At 64.3% G+C, this 24748-nt stretch carries 23 protein-coding genes and 1 tRNA gene; 14 read left to right on the top strand and 10 right to left on the bottom strand.

All coding sequences use genetic code 11. The features are described 5' to 3' along the window. Positions 1-6 precede the first annotated feature (6 nt). Both BLQ74_RS02590 and moaB read right to left on the bottom strand, forming a co-directional pair. Positions 7-1221, bottom strand: coding sequence for a molybdopterin molybdotransferase MoeA (locus tag BLQ74_RS02590; protein ID WP_090260545.1), 1215 nt, complete (start codon positions 1219-1221; stop codon positions 7-9). Then, positions 1218-1757 carry a molybdenum cofactor biosynthesis protein B gene (moaB, locus tag BLQ74_RS02585; RefSeq protein ID WP_090260543.1) on the bottom strand — a complete coding sequence of 180 codons (540 nt, stop codon included), beginning with the start codon at positions 1755-1757 and terminating at the stop codon, positions 1218-1220. Before moaB ends, BLQ74_RS02590 begins: the two co-directional genes overlap by 4 nt. Before the next feature lie 70 nt (positions 1758-1827). Here moaB and mobA point away from each other — a divergent pair, with 70 nt between their 5' ends. The 3 genes from mobA (at position 1828) to BLQ74_RS02570 (ending at position 2978) form a co-directional block, all read left to right on the top strand. Continuing rightward, the gene (gene mobA / locus BLQ74_RS02580; RefSeq protein WP_090260541.1) at positions 1828-2421 is read left to right on the top strand and encodes a molybdenum cofactor guanylyltransferase MobA; all 594 of its coding nucleotides are present in this window, start codon (positions 1828-1830) and stop codon (positions 2419-2421) included. A 98-nt stretch (positions 2422-2519) separates the two neighbouring features. Then, positions 2520-2741, top strand: coding sequence for a YgdI/YgdR family lipoprotein (locus BLQ74_RS02575; protein ID WP_090260539.1), 222 nt, complete (start codon positions 2520-2522; stop codon positions 2739-2741). A 160-nt stretch (positions 2742-2901) separates the two neighbouring features. Further along, positions 2902-2978 (top strand) — tRNA-Pro (locus tag BLQ74_RS02570). 100 nt (positions 2979-3078) lie between these two features. On the opposite strand, the gene BLQ74_RS02565 is transcribed toward BLQ74_RS02570, so the two are convergent. From BLQ74_RS02565 to BLQ74_RS02555, 3 genes are all read right to left on the bottom strand, one after another. Beyond that, positions 3079-3954, bottom strand: a complete 876-nt coding sequence (locus tag BLQ74_RS02565; RefSeq protein WP_090260537.1) for an NAD(P)-dependent oxidoreductase — start codon at positions 3952-3954, stop codon at positions 3079-3081. Positions 3955-4039: 85 nt separating this feature from the next. Continuing rightward, the gene (locus BLQ74_RS02560) at positions 4040-4279 is read right to left on the bottom strand and encodes a glutaredoxin family protein (protein ID WP_090260535.1); all 240 of its coding nucleotides are present in this window, start codon (positions 4277-4279) and stop codon (positions 4040-4042) included. A gap of 15 nt (positions 4280-4294) precedes the next feature. Then, positions 4295-4864 carry a TetR/AcrR family transcriptional regulator gene (locus BLQ74_RS02555; RefSeq protein WP_090260533.1) on the bottom strand — a complete coding sequence of 190 codons (570 nt, stop codon included), beginning with the start codon at positions 4862-4864 and terminating at the stop codon, positions 4295-4297. 176 nt (positions 4865-5040) lie between these two features. Between BLQ74_RS02555 and BLQ74_RS02550 the strand changes: the two genes are divergently transcribed. The 4 genes from BLQ74_RS02550 (at position 5041) to BLQ74_RS02535 (ending at position 8950) form a co-directional block, all read left to right on the top strand. Then, positions 5041-5637 (top strand): glutathione S-transferase family protein, encoded by a 597-nt coding sequence (locus BLQ74_RS02550; protein WP_090260530.1) that lies wholly within the window; start codon positions 5041-5043, stop codon positions 5635-5637. Positions 5638-5643: 6 nt separating this feature from the next. Then, positions 5644-6573: a pyridoxamine 5'-phosphate oxidase family protein gene (locus BLQ74_RS02545; protein ID WP_090260528.1), complete on the top strand. Its 930-nt coding sequence runs from the start codon at positions 5644-5646 to the stop codon at positions 6571-6573. Positions 6574-6576: 3 nt separating this feature from the next. Beyond that, positions 6577-7443, top strand: a complete 867-nt coding sequence (locus BLQ74_RS02540; protein ID WP_090260525.1) for an MBL fold metallo-hydrolase — start codon at positions 6577-6579, stop codon at positions 7441-7443. 223 nt (positions 7444-7666) lie between these two features. Then, a complete protein-coding gene (locus BLQ74_RS02535; protein WP_090260523.1) occupies positions 7667-8950 on the top strand; it encodes an OprD family porin in 1284 nt (427 codons plus the stop codon). A 216-nt stretch (positions 8951-9166) separates the two neighbouring features. On the opposite strand, the gene BLQ74_RS02530 is transcribed toward BLQ74_RS02535, so the two are convergent. Further along, entirely contained in the window at positions 9167-10375 is a 1209-nt protein-coding gene (locus tag BLQ74_RS02530) for an ammonium transporter (RefSeq protein ID WP_090260521.1), read from the bottom strand. 427 nt (positions 10376-10802) lie between these two features. On the opposite strand from BLQ74_RS02530, the gene BLQ74_RS02525 reads away from it, so the two are divergent. The 5 genes from BLQ74_RS02525 (at position 10803) to BLQ74_RS02505 (ending at position 14519) form a co-directional block, all read left to right on the top strand. Next, positions 10803-11120 carry an ElaB/YgaM/YqjD family protein gene (locus BLQ74_RS02525; protein ID WP_090260519.1) on the top strand — a complete coding sequence of 106 codons (318 nt, stop codon included), beginning with the start codon at positions 10803-10805 and terminating at the stop codon, positions 11118-11120. A gap of 3 nt (positions 11121-11123) precedes the next feature. Next, on the top strand, positions 11124-11516 hold the full coding sequence (locus tag BLQ74_RS02520; RefSeq protein WP_090260517.1) for a phage holin family protein: 393 nt from the start codon (positions 11124-11126) through the stop codon (positions 11514-11516). Further along, positions 11513-11863 carry a hypothetical protein gene (locus tag BLQ74_RS02515; RefSeq protein WP_090260515.1) on the top strand — a complete coding sequence of 117 codons (351 nt, stop codon included), beginning with the start codon at positions 11513-11515 and terminating at the stop codon, positions 11861-11863. Before BLQ74_RS02520 ends, BLQ74_RS02515 begins: the two co-directional genes overlap by 4 nt. Before the next feature lie 90 nt (positions 11864-11953). After that, on the top strand, positions 11954-13117 hold the full coding sequence (locus BLQ74_RS02510; protein WP_090260513.1) for an EAL domain-containing protein: 1164 nt from the start codon (positions 11954-11956) through the stop codon (positions 13115-13117). Positions 13118-13187: 70 nt separating this feature from the next. Next, positions 13188-14519, top strand: a complete 1332-nt coding sequence (locus tag BLQ74_RS02505; protein WP_090260511.1) for a deoxyguanosinetriphosphate triphosphohydrolase — start codon at positions 13188-13190, stop codon at positions 14517-14519. A 6-nt stretch (positions 14520-14525) separates the two neighbouring features. Here BLQ74_RS02505 and BLQ74_RS02500 read toward each other — a convergent pair whose 3' ends face one another. Together BLQ74_RS02500 and BLQ74_RS02495 are read right to left on the bottom strand one after the other, a co-directional pair. Continuing rightward, a complete protein-coding gene (locus BLQ74_RS02500) occupies positions 14526-18116 on the bottom strand; it encodes a transporter substrate-binding domain-containing protein (protein ID WP_244507130.1) in 3591 nt (1196 codons plus the stop codon). Positions 18117-18259: 143 nt separating this feature from the next. Then, complete coding sequence (locus BLQ74_RS02495; RefSeq protein WP_090260507.1) at positions 18260-18886, bottom strand: response regulator transcription factor; 627 nt, start codon at positions 18884-18886, stop codon at positions 18260-18262. Between the two features lie 278 nt (positions 18887-19164). Here BLQ74_RS02495 and BLQ74_RS02490 point away from each other — a divergent pair, with 278 nt between their 5' ends. Next, complete coding sequence (locus BLQ74_RS02490) at positions 19165-20415, top strand: EAL domain-containing response regulator (RefSeq protein WP_090260505.1); 1251 nt, start codon at positions 19165-19167, stop codon at positions 20413-20415. 52 nt (positions 20416-20467) lie between these two features. Here BLQ74_RS02490 and BLQ74_RS02485 read toward each other — a convergent pair whose 3' ends face one another. Beyond that, positions 20468-20812, bottom strand: a complete 345-nt coding sequence (locus tag BLQ74_RS02485) for a YggL 50S ribosome-binding family protein (protein WP_090260503.1) — start codon at positions 20810-20812, stop codon at positions 20468-20470. A 269-nt stretch (positions 20813-21081) separates the two neighbouring features. Here BLQ74_RS02485 and dacB point away from each other — a divergent pair, with 269 nt between their 5' ends. Continuing rightward, complete coding sequence (dacB, locus tag BLQ74_RS02480) at positions 21082-22521, top strand: D-alanyl-D-alanine carboxypeptidase/D-alanyl-D-alanine endopeptidase (protein ID WP_090260501.1); 1440 nt, start codon at positions 21082-21084, stop codon at positions 22519-22521. Positions 22522-22545: 24 nt separating this feature from the next. On the opposite strand, the gene rlmKL is transcribed toward dacB, so the two are convergent. Next, positions 22546-24738, bottom strand: a complete 2193-nt coding sequence (rlmKL, locus tag BLQ74_RS02475; RefSeq protein WP_090260499.1) for a bifunctional 23S rRNA (guanine(2069)-N(7))-methyltransferase RlmK/23S rRNA (guanine(2445)-N(2))-methyltransferase RlmL — start codon at positions 24736-24738, stop codon at positions 22546-22548. Positions 24739-24748 lie beyond the last annotated feature (10 nt).

The following is a 24748-nucleotide window of genomic DNA, read 5'->3' as shown; positions in this document are numbered from 1 at the left end:
CGGGCTTCAGCCGAAAACCGCGCTGAACGGAATGAAGGCGACCGCTTCGCCTTCTTCCAGCGTCCGCCCTTCGCGCACTTCCACCAGGCCGTCGGCCCAGGCGGCGCTGCGCAGGACGCCGGAGCTCTGGTTCGAGTGAAGCACCGCCCGGCCGTTTTCCAGGCGCGCGCGCAGGTACTCGCGGCGATTACCGGCATGCCGCCAGGCGAAGCCGGCCGGCACCTCGATGCGCAACGGCACCAGCGCGTCGACGCCCAGCCGACACAGCAGATAGGGGCGCGCCAGCAGGGCGAAGGTGACCAGGGTCGACGCCGGATTGCCCGGCAGGCCGATGACCGGCACTCCGCGATAACGCCCCACGGTCAGCGGCTTGCCCGGCTTGATCGCCAACTTCCACAAAGCCAGTTCGCCGGCTTCGCGCAGGGCGGCGCCGAGGAAGTCCGCCTCGCCCACCGAGACGCCGCCGGTGGACAGAATCAGGTCGACGCCGCCGAGCGAGCCGAGCATGGCGCGTGTGCGCGCCAAGTCATCGGGCAGGATACCGGCGTCCTGCACCTCGCAACCGCTCCCTTCCAGCCAGGCCTTGAGCAGGGTCCGGTTGCTGTTGTAGATCTGCCCGGCGCGCAGCGGCGTGCCCGGCTCGACCAGCTCATCGCCGGTGGACAGCAGAGCCACGCGAGGCCGGCGACGCACCAGCAGTTGCGCCTTGCCGAGCGAAGCCGCCAACCCCAGTTCGATGGCGCCCAGGCGCGTACCGGCCGGCAGCACGCAGTCGCCACGGCGGGTTTCCTGCCCTTGCGGGCGAATGTGCTGGCCCGCCCTGAGGGGCTGGAGGAAGCGCACGCGGCCGTCGGCGAGGACCTCGGCGTTTTCCTGCATTTCCACGCAATCCGCGCCTTCCGGCAGCGGCGCCCCGGTGAAGATGCGCGCACAGCTGCCGGCCGCCAGCGGCGCGGGCGCCTGGCCGGCGAAGATTTTCTGGCTCACCGGCAAGGGCTCGCCCTGCCAGTCGGCCAGGCGCAGGGCGTAGCCGTCCATGGCGCTGTTGTCCCATGGCGGCAGGTCGAGGCTGGCCAGCAGCGGTTCGGCCAGCACGCGACCAGCGGCCTCGGCCAGGGGCAGCGATGCGCTCTCCAGGATCGGCTCCTGCCGCGCCAGCGCCAAGAGACGCGCCAGGGCCTCTTCAACCGGCAACAGGCCAGGCTTGTCGCAGCAGCTCATCCGCGGCTCTCGCAAGGCGCTGCCTGCTTCAGGTGCGGGACGAAGTTGCATGGGCGGTGGCGGGCATCCAGTTGCTCGCCGAGGATGCCGTCCCAGGCGGTCCGGCACGCATTGGTCGAGCCCGGCAGGCAGCACACCAGGGTGCCGTTGGCCAGGCCGGCCAGGGCCCGCGACTGGATGGTGGAGGTACCGATATCGGCCACGGAAATCTGCCGGAACAGCTCGCCGAAACCGTCCACCTGTTTGTCCAGCAGGCAGCTCACCGCCTCGGGCGTGCTGTCGCGTCCCGTGAAGCCGGTACCGCCGGTGATCAACACCACCTGCACCTCATCCTCGGCGATCCAGGCCGCCACCTGGGCGCGGATACGGTAGAGGTCGTCCTTGAGCAACACACGGGCGGCAAGGTGGTGGCCGGCGGCCTTGAGGCGATCGACGAACAGCTGGCCGGAGGTATCGGTTTCCAGGGTGCGGGTATCACTGACGGTAAGGACGGCGATGTTCAGCGGCACGAATGCCTGCGCGGCCGAGTGACTCATGGCGGGGGCCCTTGCTTGTGAGAAAAGGATGGCCGGTGTTATATCACAGGCCCGTTCCGGAGACCGCGCCATGCCTGACACAGCCCTGCCCCCCTGCTCCGTGCTGCTGCTCGCCGGCGGACGCGGCCAGCGCATGGGCGGCCACGACAAGGGCCTGCTGGAATGGCGCGGGCGACCGCTGATCAGCTATCTGTACGAGCAGGTACGACCGCTGAGCGACGACCTGATCATCTCCTGCAACCGCAATGCCGAGCGCTACCGGCCCTATGCCGATCGCCTGGTGCAGGACGACACCCCGGACTACCCCGGCCCGCTCGCCGGCATCCGCGCCGGCCTCGCCGTGGCACGCCACCCCTGGTTGCTGGTACTGCCGTGCGATGCGCCTTGCATAGACGCGGCGCTCCTCGACAGCCTGCGCCGCGCCTCGGCCGCGGCGCCCGACGTCGCCCACATGCTGCGCGCTGGCGAGCAATGGGAGCCGCTGTTCTGCATGCTGCCCCGCAGCCTGGCGGCGCCACTGGAAGCGGCCTGGCAACGCGGCGAGCGCAGCCCGCGCCATATCCTGCTACCGCTGGGCGCACAGGCCGTCCCCTGCGAGAAAGATGACCCGCGGCTGATCAACCTGAATACGCCGGAACTGCTGCAAGGCTCGCCCCAGGAGTGACTCGGGCGCTGGCGGCACATCGGGGGAACTTTGCCGGTCGAAGCAATGTCGGAAAATTCGTACTCAATTTTTTGTAATGCCGTACAGGAGATTTACGAATGATCAAACGGGCGCTTCCAGCCTTCCTGCTCGCCCTGGGTTTTGGCGTTCTCGCCGGCTGCTCCAGCCCCAGCGTCGTCACCTTGAACGACGGTCGTGAAATCCAGTCCACCGACACGCCCAAATATGACGAGAAGTCCGGCTTCTACGAATTCGAACAACTGGACGGCAAACGTGTGCGCATCAACAAAGACCAGGTGCGCAGCGTGAAGGATCTCTGATCCACCACCACTCGCCTTGCCAGCCGTCTCGACGCCCCACAGGACGCTAGTGTCCTGTGGGGCGTCGGCTTTCTGCGCCGGAGAAAATCCGCCAACGAAAAAAAATTTTCGCTAACCCCTTGTGCATCAAAAGTTTTTCGGTAGAATGCGCGCCATCAAACGGAGCGTAGCGCAGCTTGGTAGCGCGTCTCGTTCGGGACGAGAAGGTCGCTGGTTCGAATCCAGTCGCTCCGACCAAATCCCGAAAAACCCGCCTTAATCGGCGGGTTTTTTATTGCCCGCGTTTTTTCGCCGCGCAACGCCCGCCATCGCTGACGGGCTGTTTCATCGCGAGAATTCAGTCCTGGCCGGAGCGGCGCATGGCGACTTGCGCCAGAGCCGCCCAGTCACGCTCACCATCGCCCTGGGCGATCGCCTCCAGCAGGTTATCGCGCAGCACACTGGCGAATGGCAGCGGTACGTGCCGGCCCTGCCCCGCCGACAGCGCCAGGCCGACATCCTTCAAGCCCAGCACCAGACGAAACGCAGCCGGCTCGTAGCGCTGCGCGGCGATCTGCGCCCCGTAGTTGCGGTACACCGGCGCGTCGAACAGGGTGCCGCTCATGATCTCCAGTAGCTGCGCCGGCTCCACACCGAAGCGCTTCACCAGCGCCGAACTCTCGCCCATCGCTTCGATGGCGCTGGCGATCATGAAATTGCCGGCAATCTTCACCACCGCCGCACGCAGTGGGTCCTCGCCCAATGGCCAGGTCTTCTGGCCCATGGCGTCGAGCAGCGGCTGAACCGTGGCGATGGCCTGCGCCGGACCGGCGGCGAGGATGTTCAGCTTGCCGGCGGCGGCCACATCGGTACGCCCGAACACCGGCGCCGCGACGTAGACCACACCTCGCTCGCGATGCCGCGCCACCAGTTCGCCGACCAGATCGACGGAAAGCGTGGCCATGCCCAAATGGATCAACCCCGGCTTGGCGGAAGCCAGGGCGCCGCTGTCGAAGATCACCGCGCGGGTCGCGGCGTCATCGGCAAGCATCGAGATCACCACCTCGCCATCGAACGCCGCGACCGGGTCCGCCGCTGCCGTCGCTCCGAGGGCGAGCAAGGGCTCCAACGCCGCCGCCGAGCGATTCCAGACGCGGACCTGGTGGCCGGCCTTGACCAGGTTGGCCGCCATGGCCGCGCCCATGCCGCCGAGCCCGAGAAATCCGATGTTCATGCTGCAGTCCTCTCTATGAGCAATGGATAGCCGCGGCGCAGCGAGCGGAGCACGGCCCAGCGCCGGGCAATCCGAAGGGAAAGTGTCAGCCGCGCAGGAAGGCGGCGATCTGTTCGGCGTCGAACGGCCAGTTCAGCTCCGCACCGCTGTCACAGCGGCGCAGCACGGGGATGCTCAGGCCATAGCGGGCCACCCACTCCTCGCGGTCGGCAATGTCCACCAGTTCGACCAGCAGACCGTGTTCGACGAAAGGCATCAGCACGGCTTCCGCCACTTCGCAAAGGTGGCAGCCAAGGGTGCCGAACAACTGGCATTCAGGGTTCATACCATTCTCCATGCGTCAAAGACCGGCGCCGCGCAGCAGGCTGTCCGCAGCGTCGCGAGCCTCCAGCGCCTGATCGGCGGGGCCATGCATGTGCGCCATGACCAGCACGCCCTCCGCCAGATATTGCAGCTGTCGCGCCAGTTTAGCCGGCTGTTCGGCACCCAGCCGTTCCAGTTGCGTGCGGAAGAAGGTCTCGATGAATTGCTTGTGCTCGGCCGCCAGGCGGTGAATGGGGTGCGAGCGGTCATGGAACTCGGCGGCGGCATGGATGAACGCGCAGCCACAGAAGTCCTGCTGCTGCAGGAAGGCATGCAGGCCATCGAACATCGCCAGGATGGCCGCGCGCGGCTCCGCCGGCATGCCTTCGCGGACTCGCTCCCGCATGCGCGCGTGGCGCTCTTCCAGCGCCGCCATGATCAACTCGTCCTTGGACTTGAAGTGCTTGTACAGGGTCATCTTCGCCACGCCGGACTCAGCGAGGATGCGATCGATGCCGGTGGCGTGATAGCCCTCGCGGTAGAACAGATCGAGTGCGGTATTGAGCAGCAGCTCGCGCTTGCTGGAAGCCGGTTTACTGGATGACATGGGCACCTCCTGGCCCGCCATTATGCGCGAGCCGGCCGCGGCATGTACCGCCTGCCAGGCAAAGGGAAATGGGCGAGTGAAAATTTCCGCTTGAACTATACAGACCTGTCTGTCTAATATCCATCACAGCACTTCCGCACGCCCCACCAACCGCCCAAGCCCAAGGGAACTCAGCCATGAAACTGCACGATGTCCCGCTCTCCGGTAATGCCTACAAAGTCCGCCTGTTCCTTAGCCTGATCGGCCAGAAGACCGAACTGATCAACGTCGACCTGCGCACCGGCGCGCACAAGCGCGCCGAGTTCCTCGCCATCAATCCACGCGGCCAGGTTCCCGCGCTGGAGGACAGCGACTTCGCCCTTGGCGACTCCCAGGGCATCCTGGTCTACCTGGCACGGCGCTATGCCGATGAGTCCTGGTATCCGCTGGATGCGCAAACCCAGGGGCGCATCGCTCACTGGCTGAGCTTCGCCGCCAATGAAATCCAGCACGGCCCGGCCGATGCGCGGGTGATCCTGCTGCTCAAACGCCCAGGGGATCTGGCCACGGCACAAGCCAAGGGACGCCAGGCGCTGGAACTGCTCGACAGCGAATTGTCGCGGCACACCTGGCTGGCACGCACCGCGGCACCGAGCATCGCCGACGTGGCGGTCTACCCCTATGTGGCGCTGGCTGGCGAAGGCGGCCTCGAACTGGCGGGCCACCCGCATGTGCTGGCCTGGCTGGATCGCGTACGCGCCCTGCCCGGCTACCTGCCGTTACCGGCGCTTTGAACGAGCATGGACAGCCCCTTCCATCCCGGCGAACTGGAGATTCAGGCGCGCGCCGGCGTCCGCGACAAGATGGCCGATTTCGGCGCGCGCGCGATCCGCGACTTCATGCCGGAGCAGCACCGGGAATTCTTTCCGCTGCTGCCCTGGCTGCTGGTCGGTAGCGCCGACGCCGATGGCCAGCCCCAGGCCTCGGTGCTCTGGGGCCCGCCGGGATTCGCCCATTCGCCGGAACCACGGCTGTTGCGGGTCGAGGCCTCGCCCGAGGCCGACGACCCGCTTGCCGCCAACCTGACGACGGGCGCCCGCCTGGGTCTGCTCGGCCTGGAACTGCCGACGCGGCGGCGCAATCGCCTGAACGGGAGACTGACGGCGGTCGATGAGACGGGCTTCGTCCTGCACGTGCAACAGTCCTTCGGCAACTGCCCGAAGTACATCCAGGCCCGCCACTACGCGCCCACCCCACGAACCGCCGCGCCAAGTCTCCAGGGCCACGGGCTCGACCCGGCCTGGCTGGAACTGGTGCAACGCAGCGACACCTTGTTCATCGCCAGCCAACACCCCGCGGGGGATAACGGCGGGGTCGACATTTCCCATCGCGGCGGCCATCCGGGCTTCGTCCGGCTTGGCGCGGACGGCCAGCTCTGGCTGCCGGACTATCGCGGCAACCACTACTTCAACACCCTCGGCAACCTGGCGCAGGACGCGCGCTGCGCCCTGCTGTTCGTCGACTTCGCCAACGGCGACCTCTTGCACCTGGAGGCCCGCGCGCGGATTCACTGGCCGCAAGACGCTGCCCGCCACGGCCTGGCGATGCCTGCCGGTGCGGAACGCCTGCTGAACCTGCAAGTCGCTCGCTGGACCCTGCGCCCAGGACGCCTGCCCCTGCGCTTCGGCGCCGCCGAAGCCTCTCCCTTCCTGCCCGAACATGGAGTGTGAAACATGCGCTCAGTCCTTCTGATCCTCGCCCTGCTGGCAGGGATCGCCAGCCTGCACGCTGAAGCGGCAGGCATACGCTTCGCCCTGGTGCGCACGTCCGGGACCAGCACCCTGGAGGCCCTGAGCGTGGCTGGCGGCTCCTGGATACACCGGGCCCGCTTCAACCACACGGCCGTGCTGATTCAGCACCACGCCGCGACACTGCTGTTCGATACCGGCCTGGGCAGCCACGCCAGGGCACAGTTCGATCAGGACATGCCCTGGTGGGGCAAGCCATTGTTCCGCTTCGGCGAGGTGAAGCCGGTTCGCGCACAACTGAACGGCAGTGGCATCCGCGTCGATCGCATCCTGCTCTCCCATGCCCACTGGGACCATGCCTCGGGCCTGTCGGACTTTCCCGACGTGCCTGTCTGGGCGCCCTATGAAGAAATCGAATACGCACAAACCGGCACCCCGCCGGCGGTGTTCCCCAGCGAATTCAGTCGCGGCACCCGCTGGACGCCTTACGAATTCTCGTCCGGGCCGTTCCTCGGCTTCGACGCCAGTCTCGACCTGTTCGGCGACGGCAGCCTGGTACTGGTGCCCATGCCCGGTCATTCGCCTGGTTCGGTCGGCCTGTTCGTCACCCTGGAGGACGGCCGGCGCTTCCTCTTCAGCGGCGACACCAGTTGGCGGCTCTCCGCCTTCGATGGGCCGCACGAAAAGTTCTGGATCAGCCGGAAACTGGTCGACCAGGACCGCCAGCGGACGCTGGCGGCGCTCGCCCGGGTCCGCCTGCTGATGCGCGCCCACCCGGAGATCAGCGTAATCCCGGCCCACGACGCCGATGCCCAGGACCGCCTCGGCTACTACCCGACCTGGATTCAGTAGCGAAAAGTCGGTTTCATCGAGCGAAATTTACCTTCCTTCCTTCGGCTATTTCTTTCACTGCTCATTGGCAAGCAAATCAGCGGGATATCTGCGTAAACAGCGACTAAGGTCTAAGAGTCGGACAAAAGCTGTAATGATTTAGTAGACAGGCTGTAACAGATCGACATGCCGGTACGGATCCGGCATTACCGAACTGCACCCCGCGCTCGAGGAGACAATAACAATGAGCAAGACCCCGATCGCCCGTGCCGTGGCTCTGTCCACGCTGGGTACCAGCTTTATCCTTCCATCCCTGGCTCACGCCGACTTCATCTCGGATAGCAAAGCCAGCGTTGAACTACGCAACTTCTACTTCAACCGCGACTTCCGCAGCTCCACCTCGGCCCAGCAGAGCAAGGCTGAAGAGTGGGCCCAGGGCTTCATCCTGCGCTACGAATCCGGCTACACCGACGGCACCATCGGCGTTGGCGTCGATGCCATCGGCATGCTGGGCCTGAAGCTGGATTCCAGCCCGGCGCGTTCGGGCACCGGCCTGCTACCGAAGACCGCCGACGGCTCCGCCCCGGACGACTACAGCAAGCTGGGCATGACCGCCAAACTGCGCTACGAAAAGAACACCCTGAAGATGGGGACACTGATCCCCAAACTGCCGGTCATCGTGCCCAACGATACGCGCCTGCTGCCGCAGGTCTTCCTGGGTAGCGCGGTGAACTCCACGCAGATCGATGGCCTGACCCTCGATGGCGGCCGCCTGAACCAGACCAACCTGCGCGATTCCACCGATTACCAGGAAATGACTGTCACCACCGGTGGCAAGAAGAACATCAGCTTCGCCAAAGGCACCACCACCAACGAATTCGACTTCGCCGGCGGTACCTACCAGTGGAACAAGAACTTCAGCACCGGCTACCACTACGGCGAGCTGAAGGACTTCTACAAGCAGCACTACCTGACCGCCGTCTACAACCTGCCGATCACCGATGGCCAGTCGCTGAAGTCCGATATCCGCTTCGCCAAGTCCACCGACGACGGCACCAGCAACGTAGACAACAAGGCGATCAACGCCATGTTCACCTACAACCTGGGCTACAACGCCTTCGGCCTCGGCTACCAGAAGATGAGCGGCGACACCGGCTTCGCCTACATCAACGGTACCGATCCGTACCTGGTGAACTTTGTGCAGGTGCTGGACTTCGCCAACAAGGACGAGAAATCCTGGCAGGCGCGCTACGACTACAACTTCGCCGGCCTCGGCATTCCCGGCCTGACCTTCATGACCCGTTACGTGAAGGGCACCGGCATCGACCAGTTGACCACCAGCGAGGATGGCCACGAGTGGGAACGCGATACCGACATCGCCTACGTCTTCCAGGAAGGCCCGGTGAAAGGTCTCGGCATCAAGTGGCGTAACGCGACCACCCGCAGCAACTACGCGCAGAACAGCACGTCCAGCAACTCGGTCGACGAGAACCGTCTGATCGTCAGCTACACCATGCCACTGTGGTAAGAGCCGCTTGACGGAGGCCTCGGCCACCCACGACGCATGGGTGGCCGATCGGCGGGCTTCCGCGACAACACCTTTGGTTTGAGCCCCGCCCTGGCGGGGCTTTTTTCTGGCCGCGCGAACCATTGCGAAAGATGCGCCGAGCAGCATCGACAAAGGCGCCCGGCGGCGTGAATACGCAGACGGGAAGAGCGGCCCGCAGGAGCCGCCCGATCCGCGTTACTCGTGGCTGACCGCACCGATCTTGTGGATCGACAGATCAGCCCCGTAATACTCCTCTTCCTGACTCAGACGGATCCCCACGGCCGCCTTGATGCCGCCATAGACCAGCAGCCCGCCGGCGAAAGCGATCAGGACGCCAGCCACGGTCCCCAGCGTCTGGCTGAGCAGACTGACCCCACCCAGGCCACCCAGCGCCTGCTGGCCGAACACCCCACAAGCGATGCCGCCCCAGGCACCGCAGAGGCCGTGCAACGGCCATACGCCGAGCACGTCGTCGATCTTCCAGCGGGTCTGGATAAGGGTGAAGACCCAAACGAACAGGGCGCCGGCCACCAGGCCGGTGGCCAGGGCGCCGACCGGGTGCATCAGGTCGGAGCCGGCGCAGACCGCCACCAGTCCGGCCAACGGGCCGTTGTGCAGGAAGCCGGGGTCGTTGCGACCGACCAGCAGCGAAGCGACCGTCCCCCCGACCATGGCCAGCAGCGAGTTCACCGCCACCAGGCCACTGGCGTTATTCAAGGTCTGCGCGCTCATCACGTTGAAGCCGAACCAGCCGACGATGAGGATCCAGGAGCCCAGCGCGAGGAAAGGAATGTTCGAGGGAGCGAAAGCCACCAGCCGGCCATCGCGGTAGCGACCATTGCGTGGGCCGAGCAACAGCACCGCAGCCAGCGCCAGCCAGCCACCGAAGGCATGCACCACGACCGATCCGGCGAAATCATGGAAAGGCGCGCCGAATTGCAGTTTCAGCCAATCCTGCAAGCCATGGTTGCCGTTCCATACCAAGCCTTCGAAGAAGGGATAGAGAAAGGCAACGATCAGTGCCGTGGCGCATAGCTGCGGGGCGAACTTGGCGCGCTCGGCGATGCCTCCGGAAATGATCGCCGGAATGGCCGCGGCGAAGGTCAGCAGGAAGAAGAACTTGACCAGCGCATAGCCGTTCTCCGCGCTCAGCTCCGACGCCGGCCTGAGGAAGTTGACGCCGTAGGCGATCCAGTAACCGACAAAGAAATACACCAGGCAGGAAATGGCGAAGTCGGAAAGAATCTTCGACAGCGCGTTGACCTGGTTCTTTTGCCGCACGGTTCCGACTTCGAGGAAGGCGAAACCGGCGTGCATGGCCAGAACCATCACCGCGCCAAGCAGGATAAAGAGCGTGTTGGAGCCGTGGATCAGGGTTTCCACGGCACTGTTCAGGTTTTCCATAGCGATCGGCAGCCCTAGATTGAATCGAAAAGCACCAAAACAGCCCACTGCCACGAATAGTCGCACCAGCATGAAGCAGATGCGCACCGGGAATGCTCGAAGGCCTGCCCCAGAACGCAGCAAGCGCTCCGTGACAGACACCTCACCGATTTGGCTTTTTTCTTTTATTTCAAATGGTTAGAAGAAATTCCGGCGACCCTTGGATATCCCTGAACGCCCCTCGATAGGGCACTCTCACCGGCTTTCGCACCACAGAGTTGCAAGCGGCATACCATCGCGCGGGCAAAGCAAAGCCCGTTGAAGTGGTCTTCACTGAAACAGACGTGCTCGCCGGAAAGGCTAGACCGTCTCGCCGTCAATTTATGGGAAACTTCCCGCAGCCAAGGGGCTCGACCGTATTGAACCCCGCAACCTCAAGGAGCCTCACATGCCACGCAAGCCCGATGTGAACACCGCCAGGGACGAACTGATGGCCGAATTCCAGGCCTTGGTCGCCGATACCGAGAAACTCCTGCAAAGCTCCGCTGGCCTGGCCGGCGAAGAAGCCGAGCATTTGCGCGATCAACTGCGCACCGGCTTGAGCAAGGCCCGCGAGCGGATCGACTCCGCCCAGGGCCTGCTGCGCGATCAGAGCAAGGCCGCAGTGGACGCCACCGAAGACTACCTGGGCGATCACCCTTGGCAGGCCGTGGGCGTGGCCGCCGGCGTCGGCTTCCTGCTCGGCCTGTTGGTGGGGCGGCGCTGATCCATGAGCGACGGTAAGGACGCCGCTGGCGCCAATCAGGGCAACAGTCCCTCCCTGCGGCGCTTCGGCGCCGCTTTCATCGGCCTGCTGCAAGGCCATGTCGAATTGTTCGGCCTGGAGCTGCAGGAGCAGAAGAGCCGTACCCTGACGCTGCTCCTGTTCGCCGGGCTCGGCCTGATCTTCGCGCTGCTGCTGATCATGGGCCTGTCGCTACTGGTATTGCTGGTGTTCTGGGACAGCTACCGAATGACCGCGGCCATCGGCCTGTGCCTGTTCTATTGCCTGGGCGCCGGACTCTGCGCCTGGCGCCTGCATGGTTTGCTCGACGAAGACAGCTCGCCCTTCGGCGCAACCCTCGAAGAATTGGCCCGAGATCGGGAGCGCCTGCTGCCATGAGTGAACTCCCGAACCTGCCCGCCCGTCCTTCGCGCCGTGAAATGCGCAAAGCCATCGTTCGCCTGCGCCTGGAGTTGCAGCGCCAGCAGTTGCAGCAGGAAGCCCAGTTGTTGCTGCAGCCCTTGCGCCAGGCCCGCGACCTCGGCCAGAGCGTGCGTCAGCAACTGCACGGCTTCAGCCCGCTGTGGGCCGCCGGCGGTGGAGCCGCAACGCTCGCCTTGCTGCTCGGACGCAAACGCCGCTGGCTGCGTCTGCTGCGCCTGGGCCTGATTCTCGCGCCCCTGCTGTTCAAGTTGCGCCAGCAAACCACGGCAACGACAAAGGCTGAATCCGATCCGCCTTCCTGAGCATGCTGGCTGCATTCTTGCTTAAGGTGATTCTGAACGGAGGCATCGGCATCGCGCCTCCCCGATTCCTCACCACTAAGGATGTGTCCCTTGATCGATGGGCAACCGATCGCCTGCTTCCAGCCCTTCATCGACACCGCCACCGGACTGATCGCCGGTGTCGAGGCCCTTGGCCGGTTGCGTAGCGCCGATGGCAAGCTGACATCCGTCGGCCCGCTGTTCTTCGATTCCAAGGTTTCCCCGGCGGCGTTGCGGCGCCTCGACCGACAGATACGCGACGATGCCCTCGCGCGCTTGCGCGAGGTGCCCGACGACTGGTTCCTCAGCCTGAACATCTCCCCGCGCTGGATCGGCCGTCTGCGCCCCAACCAGCCACTGCCGAGCCTCAAGCAGTTGCAGCAGCACGGCGTCGATCCACGCCGCGTGGTATTCGAGATCACCGAACTGAGTGGCGGCAACCAACGCTTGCCGGAGGTGGTGGCGCGCTACCGGGAAGCGGGCGCGCGCATCGCCATCGACGACTTCGGCGCCGGCTATTCGCAACTCGACCGGGTGCTGACGCTGCAACCGGACATCCTCAAGCTCGACATGCGCCTGTTCCAGCAGGCCGCGCGCGGCGGCCCCAGCGGCGAAGTGGTCAAGGCCCTGGCACAGATGGCCGAGAAGACCGGCTGCTGGATCATCGCCGAAGGCGTGGAAACCGAAGCGGAGATGCACTTCGCCCTCGAATGTGGTGCCCGCTTCGTACAGGGCTTTCTGTTCGCCCGGCCCGCTCTGGAGTTCCCCCCCAGCGATGCCTATCTGGGCGCGTTCAGCCAACTGCGCGACCACTATGTGCGGCGCAAGCTGCAAGAACGCGGCAGCCTGGTGCAGTTGCGCCGGCAACTCGCCGAGCTGATGAATGGATTGCGCCCCTGGGCCGAAAGCGGCGCCATGCTCAGCAGCCTTCCGGCCCCCGAAGCCTTTCCGCGCCTGCTGCGCATCTACCAATGCGACCGCCACGGCACGCAAATCTCGCCGAACCTCGAATGGAACGGACTGTTCTGGAAGGAGGATCGCCGCTATGTCGGGCACAACTGGTCCTGGCGCCCCTACTTCTACCAACTGCTCGCCGAGGGCTGGGAGGAGCGCCGCCTGACACTCTCCAACACCTACCGCGATGCCACCTCCAACCAATACTGCATGACCGCCGGACAGTTCATCGACAATGGCCGCCGTCTGCTGCTAATCGACATCGATGCCGAAGGGCTGTGACAACCGCCGATTGAGATTGCCGTCTGCAGCGGGTAGCGTGACGCCCATCCCTCGATAATTGGACGAGCGAATGGACTGGCATACCCTGCTCCCGCGAGAGCGCCTCGGCAAACCCGTGCACAGCGACACGGAACTCGGCCGCAGCGCCTTCCACAAGGACCACGACCGCATCATCTTCTCCGGCGCCTTCCGCCGCCTGGGGCGCAAGACCCAGGTCCACCCGGTATCCAGCAACGACCACATCCATACCCGCCTGACCCACTCGCTGGAAGTCGGCTGCGTCGGCCGCTCCCTGGGCATGCGGGTCGGCGAGATGCTGCGCAGTGAACTGCCGGAGTGGTGCGATCCCAGCGACCTGGGCGTGATCGTGCAGTCCGCCTGCCTGGCCCACGACATCGGCAACCCACCCTTCGGTCACTCCGGCGAAGACGCCATCCGCCACTGGTTCCAACAGGCCGCCGGACGCGGCTGGCTGGACGACATGGATGCCGACGAGCGCGCCGACTTCCTGCACTTCGAGGGCAACGCCCAGGGCTTCCGCGTCCTCACGCAACTGGAATACCACCAGTTCGACGGCGGGACGCGCCTGACTTACGCGACGCTCGGCAGCTACCTGAAATACCCCTGGACCGCGCGCCATGCCGACTCCCTGGGCTACAAGAAGCACAAGTTCGGCTGCTACCAGAGCGAGCTGCCGCTCCTCGAACAGATCGCCGCCAAGCTGGGCATGCCGCAACTGGAAAACGAGCGCTGGGCACGCCACCCGCTGGTGTACCTGATGGAAGCGGCGGACGACATTTGCTACGGCCTCATCGACCTGGAAGACGGTCTGGAAATGGACCTGCTCGACTACCCGGAGGTGGAAGCCCTGCTCCTCGATCTGGTCGGCGACGACCTACCGGAGACCTATCGCCAACTGGGCCCGCAGGACTCGCGCAGACGCAGGCTGGCAATCCTTCGTGGCAAGGCCATCGAGCACCTGAGCAACGCCGCCGCCCGCGCCTTCGTCGAACAGAAGCGCGCCCTGCTGGAAGGCAGCCTGAGCGGCGACCTGGTGGAACACATGAGTGGTCCGGCCAAGCGCTGCGTGCAGCAGGCCAAGGCCCTGGCCAGGGAGAAGATCTTCCAGGACAAGCGCAAGACACTGCATGAGATCGGCGCCTACACCACCCTGGAAATCCTCCTCAACTCTTTCTGCGGAGCCGCCCTGGAGCAGCGCGGAGGGCGTACGCCATCGTTCAAGAACCAACGAATCCTCGATCTGCTCGGACATAACGCCCCGGACCCGCAGTGGCCCTTGTACAAGGCCTTCCTGCGGGTCATCGATTTCATCGCCGGGATGACGGACAGCTACGCCACTGAAATGGCGCGCGAGATGACCGGGCGTTCAAGCCCGGTTTGATTCTCTTCAGGCCGTCGCGGGCTTGTCGTGCCGCCGCTGGGCAGGCGCGCCAAGCTCCGAAGGCGAACGCCCCTCGTCGAGCTGCTGCAGATAGCCGTTCAGCCGCCCCTGCAGTGCTTCCAGCGCCCTCTGCAACTGCTGGACGCAGCGACGTATCTCGGCGAATTCCGCATGATCGACGCAGGCCTTCTCCAATTCCGCGCAGCAATCGCGCAACAAGCCGGCGCCGACCAGGCGCGCCGCGCCCTTGATGCGATGCGCCAGCTCGCCCAGGCGCTTCCAGTCCTGCGTTTGCAGCAACGGCTCGAGTAACCCCGCATCCGCCTCGTTACTGGAAATCAGTTCGACGATCAGGCTGCGAATGAGGTCCGAGTTGTCGCCCGTCATCTCCGCCAATGAATGGAAGTCCAGGTCATCCTCCGGCAGCGCTTCGACTGGCGCGGACGGCACTACCTCACTGGTGCGCTGGATGTGCTCCAGGTGGACACGCAGGTGCTCCAGGCTGATGGGCTTGAACAGGCAATCATCCATCCCCGCCTCCTTGCAACGGCTGATCTCATCCGGCTGCGCATTGGCGGTGAAGCCCAGAATCGGCATGCGCGCCAAGCCATTTTCCCGCTCGATCTCACGGATGCGCCTGGCCAGGCTGTAACCGCTGAGCACCGGCATGTTGCAGTCGGTGATGACCAGGTCGAACTCGCCCGGCCGCCACAACTGCAGCGCTTCGCCGCCATCCATCGCCATCACCAGGTTGTGTCCGAGATGCTGTAGCTGCTGGGCCAGCAGCATGCGATTGGCGGGATGGTCGTCGACAATCAGGATGCGCATCGAAGACCGTGGCACAGGGGCGAGGAAATTGATGGCCGGCTCGACTTCCGCGATGGGTTCGAGCACTTGCAGCACCAGCTTGACCTGAACCTTGGTGCCCTCGCCCGGCGTGCTTTCCAGGCGCACCGAGCCGCCCATCATTTCCGCCAGCTTGCGGCAGATATTCAGCCCCAACCCTGTGCCGCCCTGGTTCGCACGGCTACTGTGGGACACCTGGCTGAAGGGTTCGAACAATTGCCGCTGGTCCTCCTCGGCGATACCGATGCCACTGTCCTCGACACACACCTCCAACGCCAGCCGGCTTCCCTGCAGCGGCTCACCCGCCACCCTGACCCACACGCTGCCTTGGTCGGTGAACTTGATGGCATTGCTCACCAGGTTGGACAGGATCTGCTTGAATCGCAGCGGGTCGATCAGCACATCGCAGGCCGCCTCGGTCTCGATCTCCAACTTGAGCTGCAAGCCTTTCTGCCGCGCCAGGCCGTCGAAGACCCGCGCCACCGACTCGATCAGCTCGCGCAGCTTGGCGCGCTCGGGCAGCAAGGTCAGGCGACCGGACTCGATCTTGGCGACATCGAGGATGTCGCCGATCAGCAAGAGCAGGGACTTGGCCGACTCGTAGGCGACCTCGATGGGCCCCACCTCCTTGCACGAGCCACACTTGCTGCGGGTCAGCGACAGTTCGAGCATGCCGATCACCGCATTCATCGGCGTACGGATCTCATGGCTCATGGTCGCCAGGAAGGTGCTCTTCGCCCGGCTGGCCGCCTCGGCCTGCTCCTTGGCGATTTCCAGCAACTGCAGCAGGCGCTCTCGCTCGGTCACGTCGACCCAGCCACACACCATGCCCAGCTCGCCGCCCTTATGGCGCCGGTAGGGCGTGACCCAGTGGTAGACCTTGTGCACCTCGCCATTGAAGACCATGACCCGGTCGCCAGCCCTCGGCTCTCCGTCAGCCATGATCTGCAGATACTCCGCATGCAGCGCCTCGGCTTGTTCCGGCGCCAGCCAGGTGCAATCCCTCAGCAAGGTGCCGAGGCACGTCTCCTGCGTCATGCCGGTCGCCTCGAGGAACGCGCGGTTGCAGCTCAGCAGGCGGCCCTCGGCATCGCGCACGGACACGGGCTGGGGAATGCCATCGATCAGCGCGCGCTTGAACTCCAGGCGGTCCTGCAACTCCTGCTCGGCCAACTCGCGATTGCGTACCTTGACCAGCAGATACCAGTTCCACAGCAGAATCAGGGCCAGCAAGGACAGGCCGCTCCAGAGCAGCCAGTAGAACTGCGAGCGATAGCCTTCCCAGATGCTGTCGGGGGCGGCGCCGCTGACCGACCAGCGTCCGATGATGTTGGCCATGTCCTCCGGCGAGATCGCCAGCAGCGCCTTGTTGAGGATGCTCAGCAACTCCGGCTCGCCCCGCGATACCGCCATGGAGAACTGCACGGGATCGCGATCCAGGGACGCAGCGATCCGCAGGTCCTGGTAATAGCGGGTGATCATGAAGGTGGCCGTCAGCATCGGATGCAACGCCGCGTCCACGCGGCCGTCCTGAAGCAAGGGCAAGGTATCGGCGAAAGTGTCGACTTCGACCAGGTGCACGTCGGGGAAATTGGCATGCATGTACGGAACCAGCGCACTGCCCTGAGCGACGGCCACCCGCTTGCCCTTCAGGTCGTTGATGTCGTGCAACCACTCGTTGGACTTGCGCGAAAGAATGACGTAGGAGGTGCTCAGATAGGGCCGGGTAAAGTCCATCTGCTCCTCGCGCTCGGGCGATGGGCTGATGGCGGCCAGGGCATCGACGCTGCCCCGGCGCAACTGCGTCAGCAAGTCCGGCAGGGAGGACGTTGGCCGTACCTCGAACTGCAGCCCGGTGCGGGCCTGGATCAGATCCAGCAGGTCGGCAACGATGCCGCGGAAATTGCGCTGAGAATCGAAGAAGGTCAACGGCGCCAGTGTCTGGTTCACCGCCAATCTCGGCCTGGGATGTTTTTCCAGCCAGCGTTGCTCCTGCGGGGTGAGGATCAAGCGGTGATTGGAAATGGAGAATACGCCGCCGACGCTCCAGCGCCGCTGGATCGACAGCCTCTGCTGAGCGCCAGTGCTATCGAGTGCCTGATTGATGATGTAGAGCAAGGGACTGCCCGAACTCTTCATCGCGAAGCTGAAGCCGGCCCCGTTGAAACTGGCGAAATTGAGCAGCTTCAGGTTGACCAGATAGCCCTGGCTGATCAGGTACTGGGCGCTCAGGGCATCGCCGACATAGGCGTCCACCTGCCCCAACGCCGCGGACTCCAAGGCCCGACGGACCGAGTCGAAGTACACCACTTCAGCCTTTGGGTAGTAGGAGCTGAGTTCCTCCCTGGAGAAGTAGTCGGCAACCACCGCGATGCGCTTGCCGGCCAACTGGTCGTCATTGGCCAGGTAGAGATCCTGCGGCCCAACGACCACCGGCTGATTGACGGAATATGGCTTGGACAGTTGCAGGCCGGGCGCCTGAACCTCGAAGCTGGTCGCTCGGCTGAGCAGGTCGATTTCCCCCGCTCGCAAGGCCTCGATGGCGGCAGCCCGGGAGGGATAGCGGCGGACCTCCATCTTGACGTTAAGCGTTTCACTCAACAGCCCCAGATAGTCCGCGGTCACCCCTTCGAGTTCGGCGCCGCTGATGGTGATATCCAGCGGCGGGTAGTCCGGCGCGGTGACACCCACCACCAGGACGCGCTTATCCCGCAGCCACTGCCAATCGCCCTCCGGCAGGTTGACATGCAACTTGTCAGCATTGACGCGCGCCAGCAGTTCCAACGGAACCCAGGGCTGAGGGGCATCAGGAGCAGAGCACCAGCCAGTCGCCCAGATGAAGCTAAGGGCGAAAATGGCCAGGAGCCGCCTGTACCAAGCAGTCATCCCACACCTCAGACCAAAGCGTTGCGCTTGGCGAACTCGATCAGATCTACCAACGAATGAGCGTTCAGTTTCAATAACAGACGCGTCTTGTATGTACTGACCGTCTTATTACTGATGAACATCTGCTCGGAAATATCCTTGTTCGAATAGCCATTGGCCAAATATTGCAGAACTGACATTTCCCGATCGGAGAGGCGCTGAATGAGTTCATGATCATCCATGCTCCCATTATTCTTACGCACAGGCCGCACCGCAGCACTGGGGAAATAGTTATATCCCGCGATCACAGCGTTGACCGCGCTGACCAACTCGGACAATCCACCCTGCTTGCAAACAAAACCCGACGCGCCTGCCTGCATGCAGCGCATCGCATAGAGCGACGCACTCTGGCCGGTGAGCACCAATATTTTCAGCGGCAGGCTGAAGGCGGAGAGACGGCTGATGACCTCCAGCCCGTCGAGCTTCGGAATACCGATATCCAGGACCACCAGGTCTGGAATCAGCTCCTTCACCAAGGACAGCGCGTCAACGCCGTTATCGGCCTCGCCTATGATGGTATGGCCCTCTTTTTCCAGCAGGGCCCGCATTGCCATTCGGATAACCGGATGGTCGTCGACAATTAGCACTTTACTCACGATCACTCTCCTACAGAATTCACAGACTTCCCAAGAGCCCTCCGTAAGATATCGTCCAAGAAAATGCTGTCGAGACGAACATGGCACACTTTTAGTGTCTTAAGTAAATTCCTACATAATAAAAAACCAATTCCGACGCCATAGAAACAAAAGCCCCACCCAGGCCAATTATCACCAATAAATCGTCAGAAATTTCCCACGCGGCTATTGGAATATTTTTAATTCAAAGTCTTTCATGGCCCGGCACACTTCAAACTTTGTCGAAATCGGTAAATCCCATGAACAATTCAACCCTCTTGGTACTGGAGGACCATGCATTTCTGCGGCAGGCGACCGTGCATGGCCTGCAGACGCTCGGCTACGAAAAGGTCCTGGCCGCCGCGGAAGGCAACGGCGCCATCGAGTTGCTGAGGGATGAAGGGGGAGTCGACATTGCGATCTGCGACGTACGCATACCTGGCATGGACCTTATTACCTTCCTGCGTCTCGCCGCGCGGGAAAAGCTGGTCAAGGCGATCATCGTGGTCAGCGATATTCCCGCCGACCTGCGTCGCGCCATCGCCCATATCGCCACGCTGCACGGCCTGGCGGTGATCGGCGAACTGGGTAAACCGCTGCAGATGTCCAGCCTGCAGGCACGCCTCAAAGCCTTCAACCCGGAACCGCCGGCGCTCCCTTCGCCGACCCGGCCGACACCGACAGCGCTGGAAGTCTGGCGGGCCATGCAGAATCGGGAGTTCAAGGCGTTCTACCAGCCCAAGGTCAACCTGAAGACCCTGGAGACCGTCGGTGCGGAAGTGCTGGTGCGTTGGGAACACCCGGTGCACGGACTGCTCCGGCCAGCCTACTTCCTCGCCGCGATTCGTCAGATGAAGCTGCTGCCGGACCTGTTCGAACTGGTCCTGGGCCAGGCGCTGGATTTCGCCCGACGCGAGCAGTTGAACGGCTCGCCGAAGGAGCTGGCGATCAACATGGACGTGGAAGTGCTGCAACAGAAGGATCTGGCCGCTCGCTTGCAGGCGCAGTTCAAGCAGACCTGCATCGCCACCCACAGCCTGACGTTCGAGATCATCGAGGGCGGACTGGTGTCGACGCCATTGACCAGCCTGGAGAACCTCGCCCGCCTGCGGCTGATGGGCTGCAATATCTCCATCGACGATTTCGGCACCGGCTATTCCTCGCTGCAGCGGCTCTGCGACCTGCCATGCAACGAGATCAAGCTGGACGCATCCTTCATCCGCGACATGCAGGACAACCCACGGGCCTACGAATCCGTTGCCGGCACCATGGCGCTGGCGCGGCACCTGCAATTGCGCGTGGTCGCCGAAGGCATCGAGACCTTGGAGCAACTACGGCAGATACGCGAGCTGGGCTGCCAGTTGGGGCAGGGTTTCCTGTTCTCCCAGCCGCTCTCGGAAGCAGAGTTCCGCGAATGGCCCCGCAAGGCGCAAGCGGAAGCCCTCGACCCCATGCGCTGGCGTTTCGAATCCCCGGCCGGCGAAAACATCCCTTCCTCGCCGCCCCTGTGACACCGGCAGTCGCGCCCACCAGCGGTGCGGACGGACGCAAGCCGCCTGTGGCTCAGGCCGACGCGTGAATCGGCTGTCCCGGATACCAGGCGTCCTGCAGTGCGCTGACCGTGCTGCCGCTCAGTTCGGCCTGCTGCTTCAGCCACGCCTCCACCGCCACGCGCTGTGCCTCGCTGACCGAGCCACGACGGGCCAGGCAGACGAAGCCGAAATCATCACAACCGGTGTAAGCCAGGCCATTGGCCTCGATCGCCTGATCCAGGAATCGCGTCAGGAAAGCCTGCACGGCGTCGCTGGCCAAGCCTTGCTGGTATTGAAAACTCAGCTCGAACCCCAGTTCCTGGAACTCATCGACGCAGAGCTTCTTGCGCAAGCGACGGGAACGATTGGTGGCCATTTGACGAATCTCCTCGATTAAGAACGGTAAAACCGGCTCCCCGCGCACGGCGGCTGCCGTGAATTCGCGTGGAAACCGGCCGGCACTCTACCAGCTTCGGCCGCCCCCTCCCATGACATCCTGTACCGAAAGCCGAGCACATCCATTGGCGGCTTGCGGCATAATGCGCCGGCGCATTCCTTATCCAATACGGGAATCGTCTATTGTCAGTGTTTCTTTTTTGTCACCTTTTCAAGTCAATGCCCTGACCCGGGATTTCACTTTCAAACATGCTCAAATCACTGCGTATTCTCGCCCTCGCCACCCTGTTGCCCTTCACGCTGCCGTCCCTGGCGCAGATCAAGACCACCCTTCCGGAAAGGGTGGAAAAGGCCCTCAAGGCCAGCAAGCTGGAAGACAACGCGCTGTCCCTGGTTCTGATCCCTCTGGATGGCCCTGGCAACCCCACCTATTTCAATGCCGACGTCTCGGTGAACCCGGCGTCGACCATGAAACTCTTCACCACCTATGCCGCCCTGGAACTGCTCGGCCCCACCTACCAGTGGAAGACCGAGTTCTACACCGACGGCCAACTGAAGGACGGGGTGCTCAACGGCAACCTCTACCTCAAGGGTGGTGGCGACCCGAAACTGAACCTGGAAAAACTCTGGCTGCTGATGCGCGATCTGCGCGCCAATGGCGTGCTCAAGGTCAATGGCGACCTGGTGCTCGACCGCAATTACTTCAACCAGCCGCAGCTACCGGTGTTCAACGATGACGGCGGCGACGACAACAAGCCCTTCCTGGTCGGCCCGGACTCGCTCATGGTCAACCTGAAGAGCGTGCGCCTGGTGGTGCGCACCGAAGGTGGCCAGGCGACGGTGATGATGGATCCGCCGCTGGCCAACGTGCGCCTCGAGAATCAGGTCAAGGTCACGCCCCCGGCTACCTGCCCGGCCTGGCCGAAACTGCGCTTCATCCCGGAAACCCGCGCCGATGGCACCGTGCTCAACGCGGCCGGCGAGATTCCCCGCGGTTGCAGCGCGCAGACCTACATGTCGCTGCTCGATCATCCCGCCTATACCGCGGGCGCCGTGCGCGGTATCTGGCAGGAGCTGGGCGGCAGCATCAGCGGTACGGACCGCCAGGGCAGCGTGCCGAAGAACGCCACCCTGCTCGCCCGCGCACTGTCCCCGGACACCGTGGAGATCATTCGCGACATCAACAAGTACAGCAACAACACCATGGCGCAGCAGTTGTTCCTTTCGATTGGCGCGCAGTACCGCAACAGCGCCGACGGCGACGACTCCAAGGCCGCGCAACGGGCGATCCGCCAATGGCTGGCGCGCAAGGGCATCACCGCCTCGCACCTGGTGATGGAGAACGGCTCCGGCCTGTCGCGTGACGAACGGGTCAGCGCCCGTGAGATGGCGGCGATGCTGCAAGCGGCCTGGCACAGCCCGTCCGCGGCGGAGTACATCTCCTCGCTGCCGATCGTTGGCGTCGATGGGACCATGCACAAACGCCTGCGCCACACGCCGATGACCGGTGAGGCCCACGTCAAGACCGGCACCTTGAATACGGTGCGCGCTCTCGCCGGCTTCAGCCGCGACGCCAAGGGCAACAACTGGGTGGTGGTGGCGATCCTCAACAGCAACCGGCCGTGGGGTGCGTCCTCGATCCTCGACCAGGTACTGCTCGACCTCTACGCCTCCACCCGCGGCCAGTGATCCCGGCCGCGGGCGGCCGGCGCATCAGCGCGCGCTGATGCGCCAGGCCCGGTGGATCTTCGGATTGCGCGCGAAATCCGGGTCCAGAGTTTCGGCGCTGATCTCCTCGACCTGATAGCGTGTGGCGAGGCCCGGCTCCAGCTCGAACTTGCGGAAGTTGTTGGAGAAGTACAGCGCCCCGCCCTTGGCCAGGCGCGTCATGGCCAGGTCGATCAGCTCGACGTGGTCGCGCTGGATGTCGAACACGCCTTCCATGCGCTTGGAGTTGGAGAAGGTCGGCGGGTCGATGAAGATCAGGTCATATTCGCCACGATCCTCGCGCAACCACTCCATAACATCGCTCTGCACCAGGCGCTGCTTGTCGGAGAAACCGTTCAGTGACAGATTGCGCCGCGCCCAGTCCAGGTAAGTCTTCGACAGATCGACGCTGGTGGTGCTGCGCGCGCCGCCCTTGGCCGCATGCACGGTGGCGGTGGCGGTGTAGCAGAACAGGTTGAGGAAGCGCTTGCCGGCGGCCTCGCGCTGCAGGCGCAGGCGCATCGGCCGGTGGTCGAGGAACAGCCCGGTGTCCAGGTAGTCGGTGAGATTGACCAGCAGCCTGACGCCCCCCTCCTCGACCTCCATGAAGCGCCCTTCGCTGTTCTGCCGCTCGTACTGCTTCTTGCCGGCCTGGCGCTCGCGGCGCTTGATGACGATGCGCTCACTGGGAATGCCCAGCGCCTGTGGTAGCGCGGCCAGGGCGTCGAGCAGACGCCCCTGGGCCTTCGCCGGATCGATCGACTTGGGCGCGGCGTACTCCTGCACGTGCACCCAATCGCGGTACAGATCGACCGCCAGGGCGTACTCGGGCATATCGGCGTCATACAGGCGATAGCACTCGATCTTCTCCCGGCGGGCCCACTTGCCGAGTTGCTTGAGGTTCTTCTGCAGGCGGTTGGCGAACATCTGCCCGCCTTCGCTGAGGCGGGCCTGCTCGACCGGCACCTGGGCCTGGCCATCCTGCGCGCTGCGCGCTTCGCCGCGCTCGCCCCGCTCACCGGTGACGAACTGACGCGGTTCCACATCGAACATCAGCAGCTTGCACGGCAGCGCGCCGTTCCAGAAGGCGTACTGCTTGTGGCTGCGAATGCCCATGCGCTTGCCCAGCTCCGGGGCGCCGGTGAAGACCCCGGCGCTCCAGCCCAGGCAGGCCTGGCGCAGGCGTTCGCCCAGATGCTGGTAGAGGTACAACAGGCTCGCCTCGTCGCCCAGGCGCTCGCCATAGGGCGGGTTGCAGATCACCAGACCACGCTGCCCCTTGTCCGGACGCGGCTCGAAGGTGGCCAGTTCGCCCTGGTAGACCTTGACCCATTCGGCCAGCCCGGCGCGCTCGATATTGTTGCGCGCCGGCTGGATCAGCCGCGGATCGGCCTCGTAGCCGCGAATCCACAACGGCGGCTTGGCCAGGCCGGCGGCGGCGCGCTGCTCGGCTTCGCTGAGCAGCTTGCGCCAGACCGCCGGGACGTGCCCCAGCCACTTGTCGAAGCCCCAGCGCTCGCGCTTGAGGTTGGGGGCAATGTCGGCGGCCATCAGGCCGGCCTCCACCAGGAAGGTGCCGACACCGCACATGGGGTCGGACAATGCCCCGCCTTCGGCGGCGATCTTCGGCCAACCGGCGCGAATCAGGATGGCCGCGGCGAGGTTTTCCTTCAAAGGCGCGGCGCCCTGCTGCAGACGGTAGCCACGCTGGTGCAGGCTGTGCCCGGACAGGTCCAGCGACAACACCGCCTGACCACGATCCAGGTGCAGGTGCACGCGGATATCCGGATTGACCTTGTCCACCGTCGGCCGCCGACCGAACTCGGCGCGCAGATTGTCGACGATGGCGTCCTTGACCTTGAGCGCGCCGAAGTGGGTGTTATCGATGCCCGAGCCCTTGCCGCTGAATTCCACGGCCAGGCTGCCACCGGCATCCAGGTGCTCGCTCCAGGAGACCGCGCGCACGCCGTGGTAAAGATCCTCGGCATTGCTCACCGGGAAGCGCGCCAGCACCAGCAAGACACGGTTGGCCAGGCGCGACCAGAGGCACAGCCGATAGGCACTCTCCAGGTCGCCCACGCCGCGCACCGCAGAGACCTGCGCGCGCGCTTCGCCGAGCCCCAACGCCTGGGCCTCCTCCAGCAGCAGGCCATCGAGCCCCTTGGGGCAGGTCAGGAAGAGTTCGTAGTGTTCCGCCATTAGATTTCCC

Origin of the sequence: Pseudomonas panipatensis (assembly GCF_900099785.1) — a bacterium.
GTDB lineage: Bacteria > Pseudomonadota > Gammaproteobacteria > Pseudomonadales > Pseudomonadaceae > Pseudomonas > Pseudomonas panipatensis.
The sequence above is the reverse complement of the archived record's forward strand: the minus strand, read 5'-3'. Positions and strand labels throughout refer to the sequence as shown.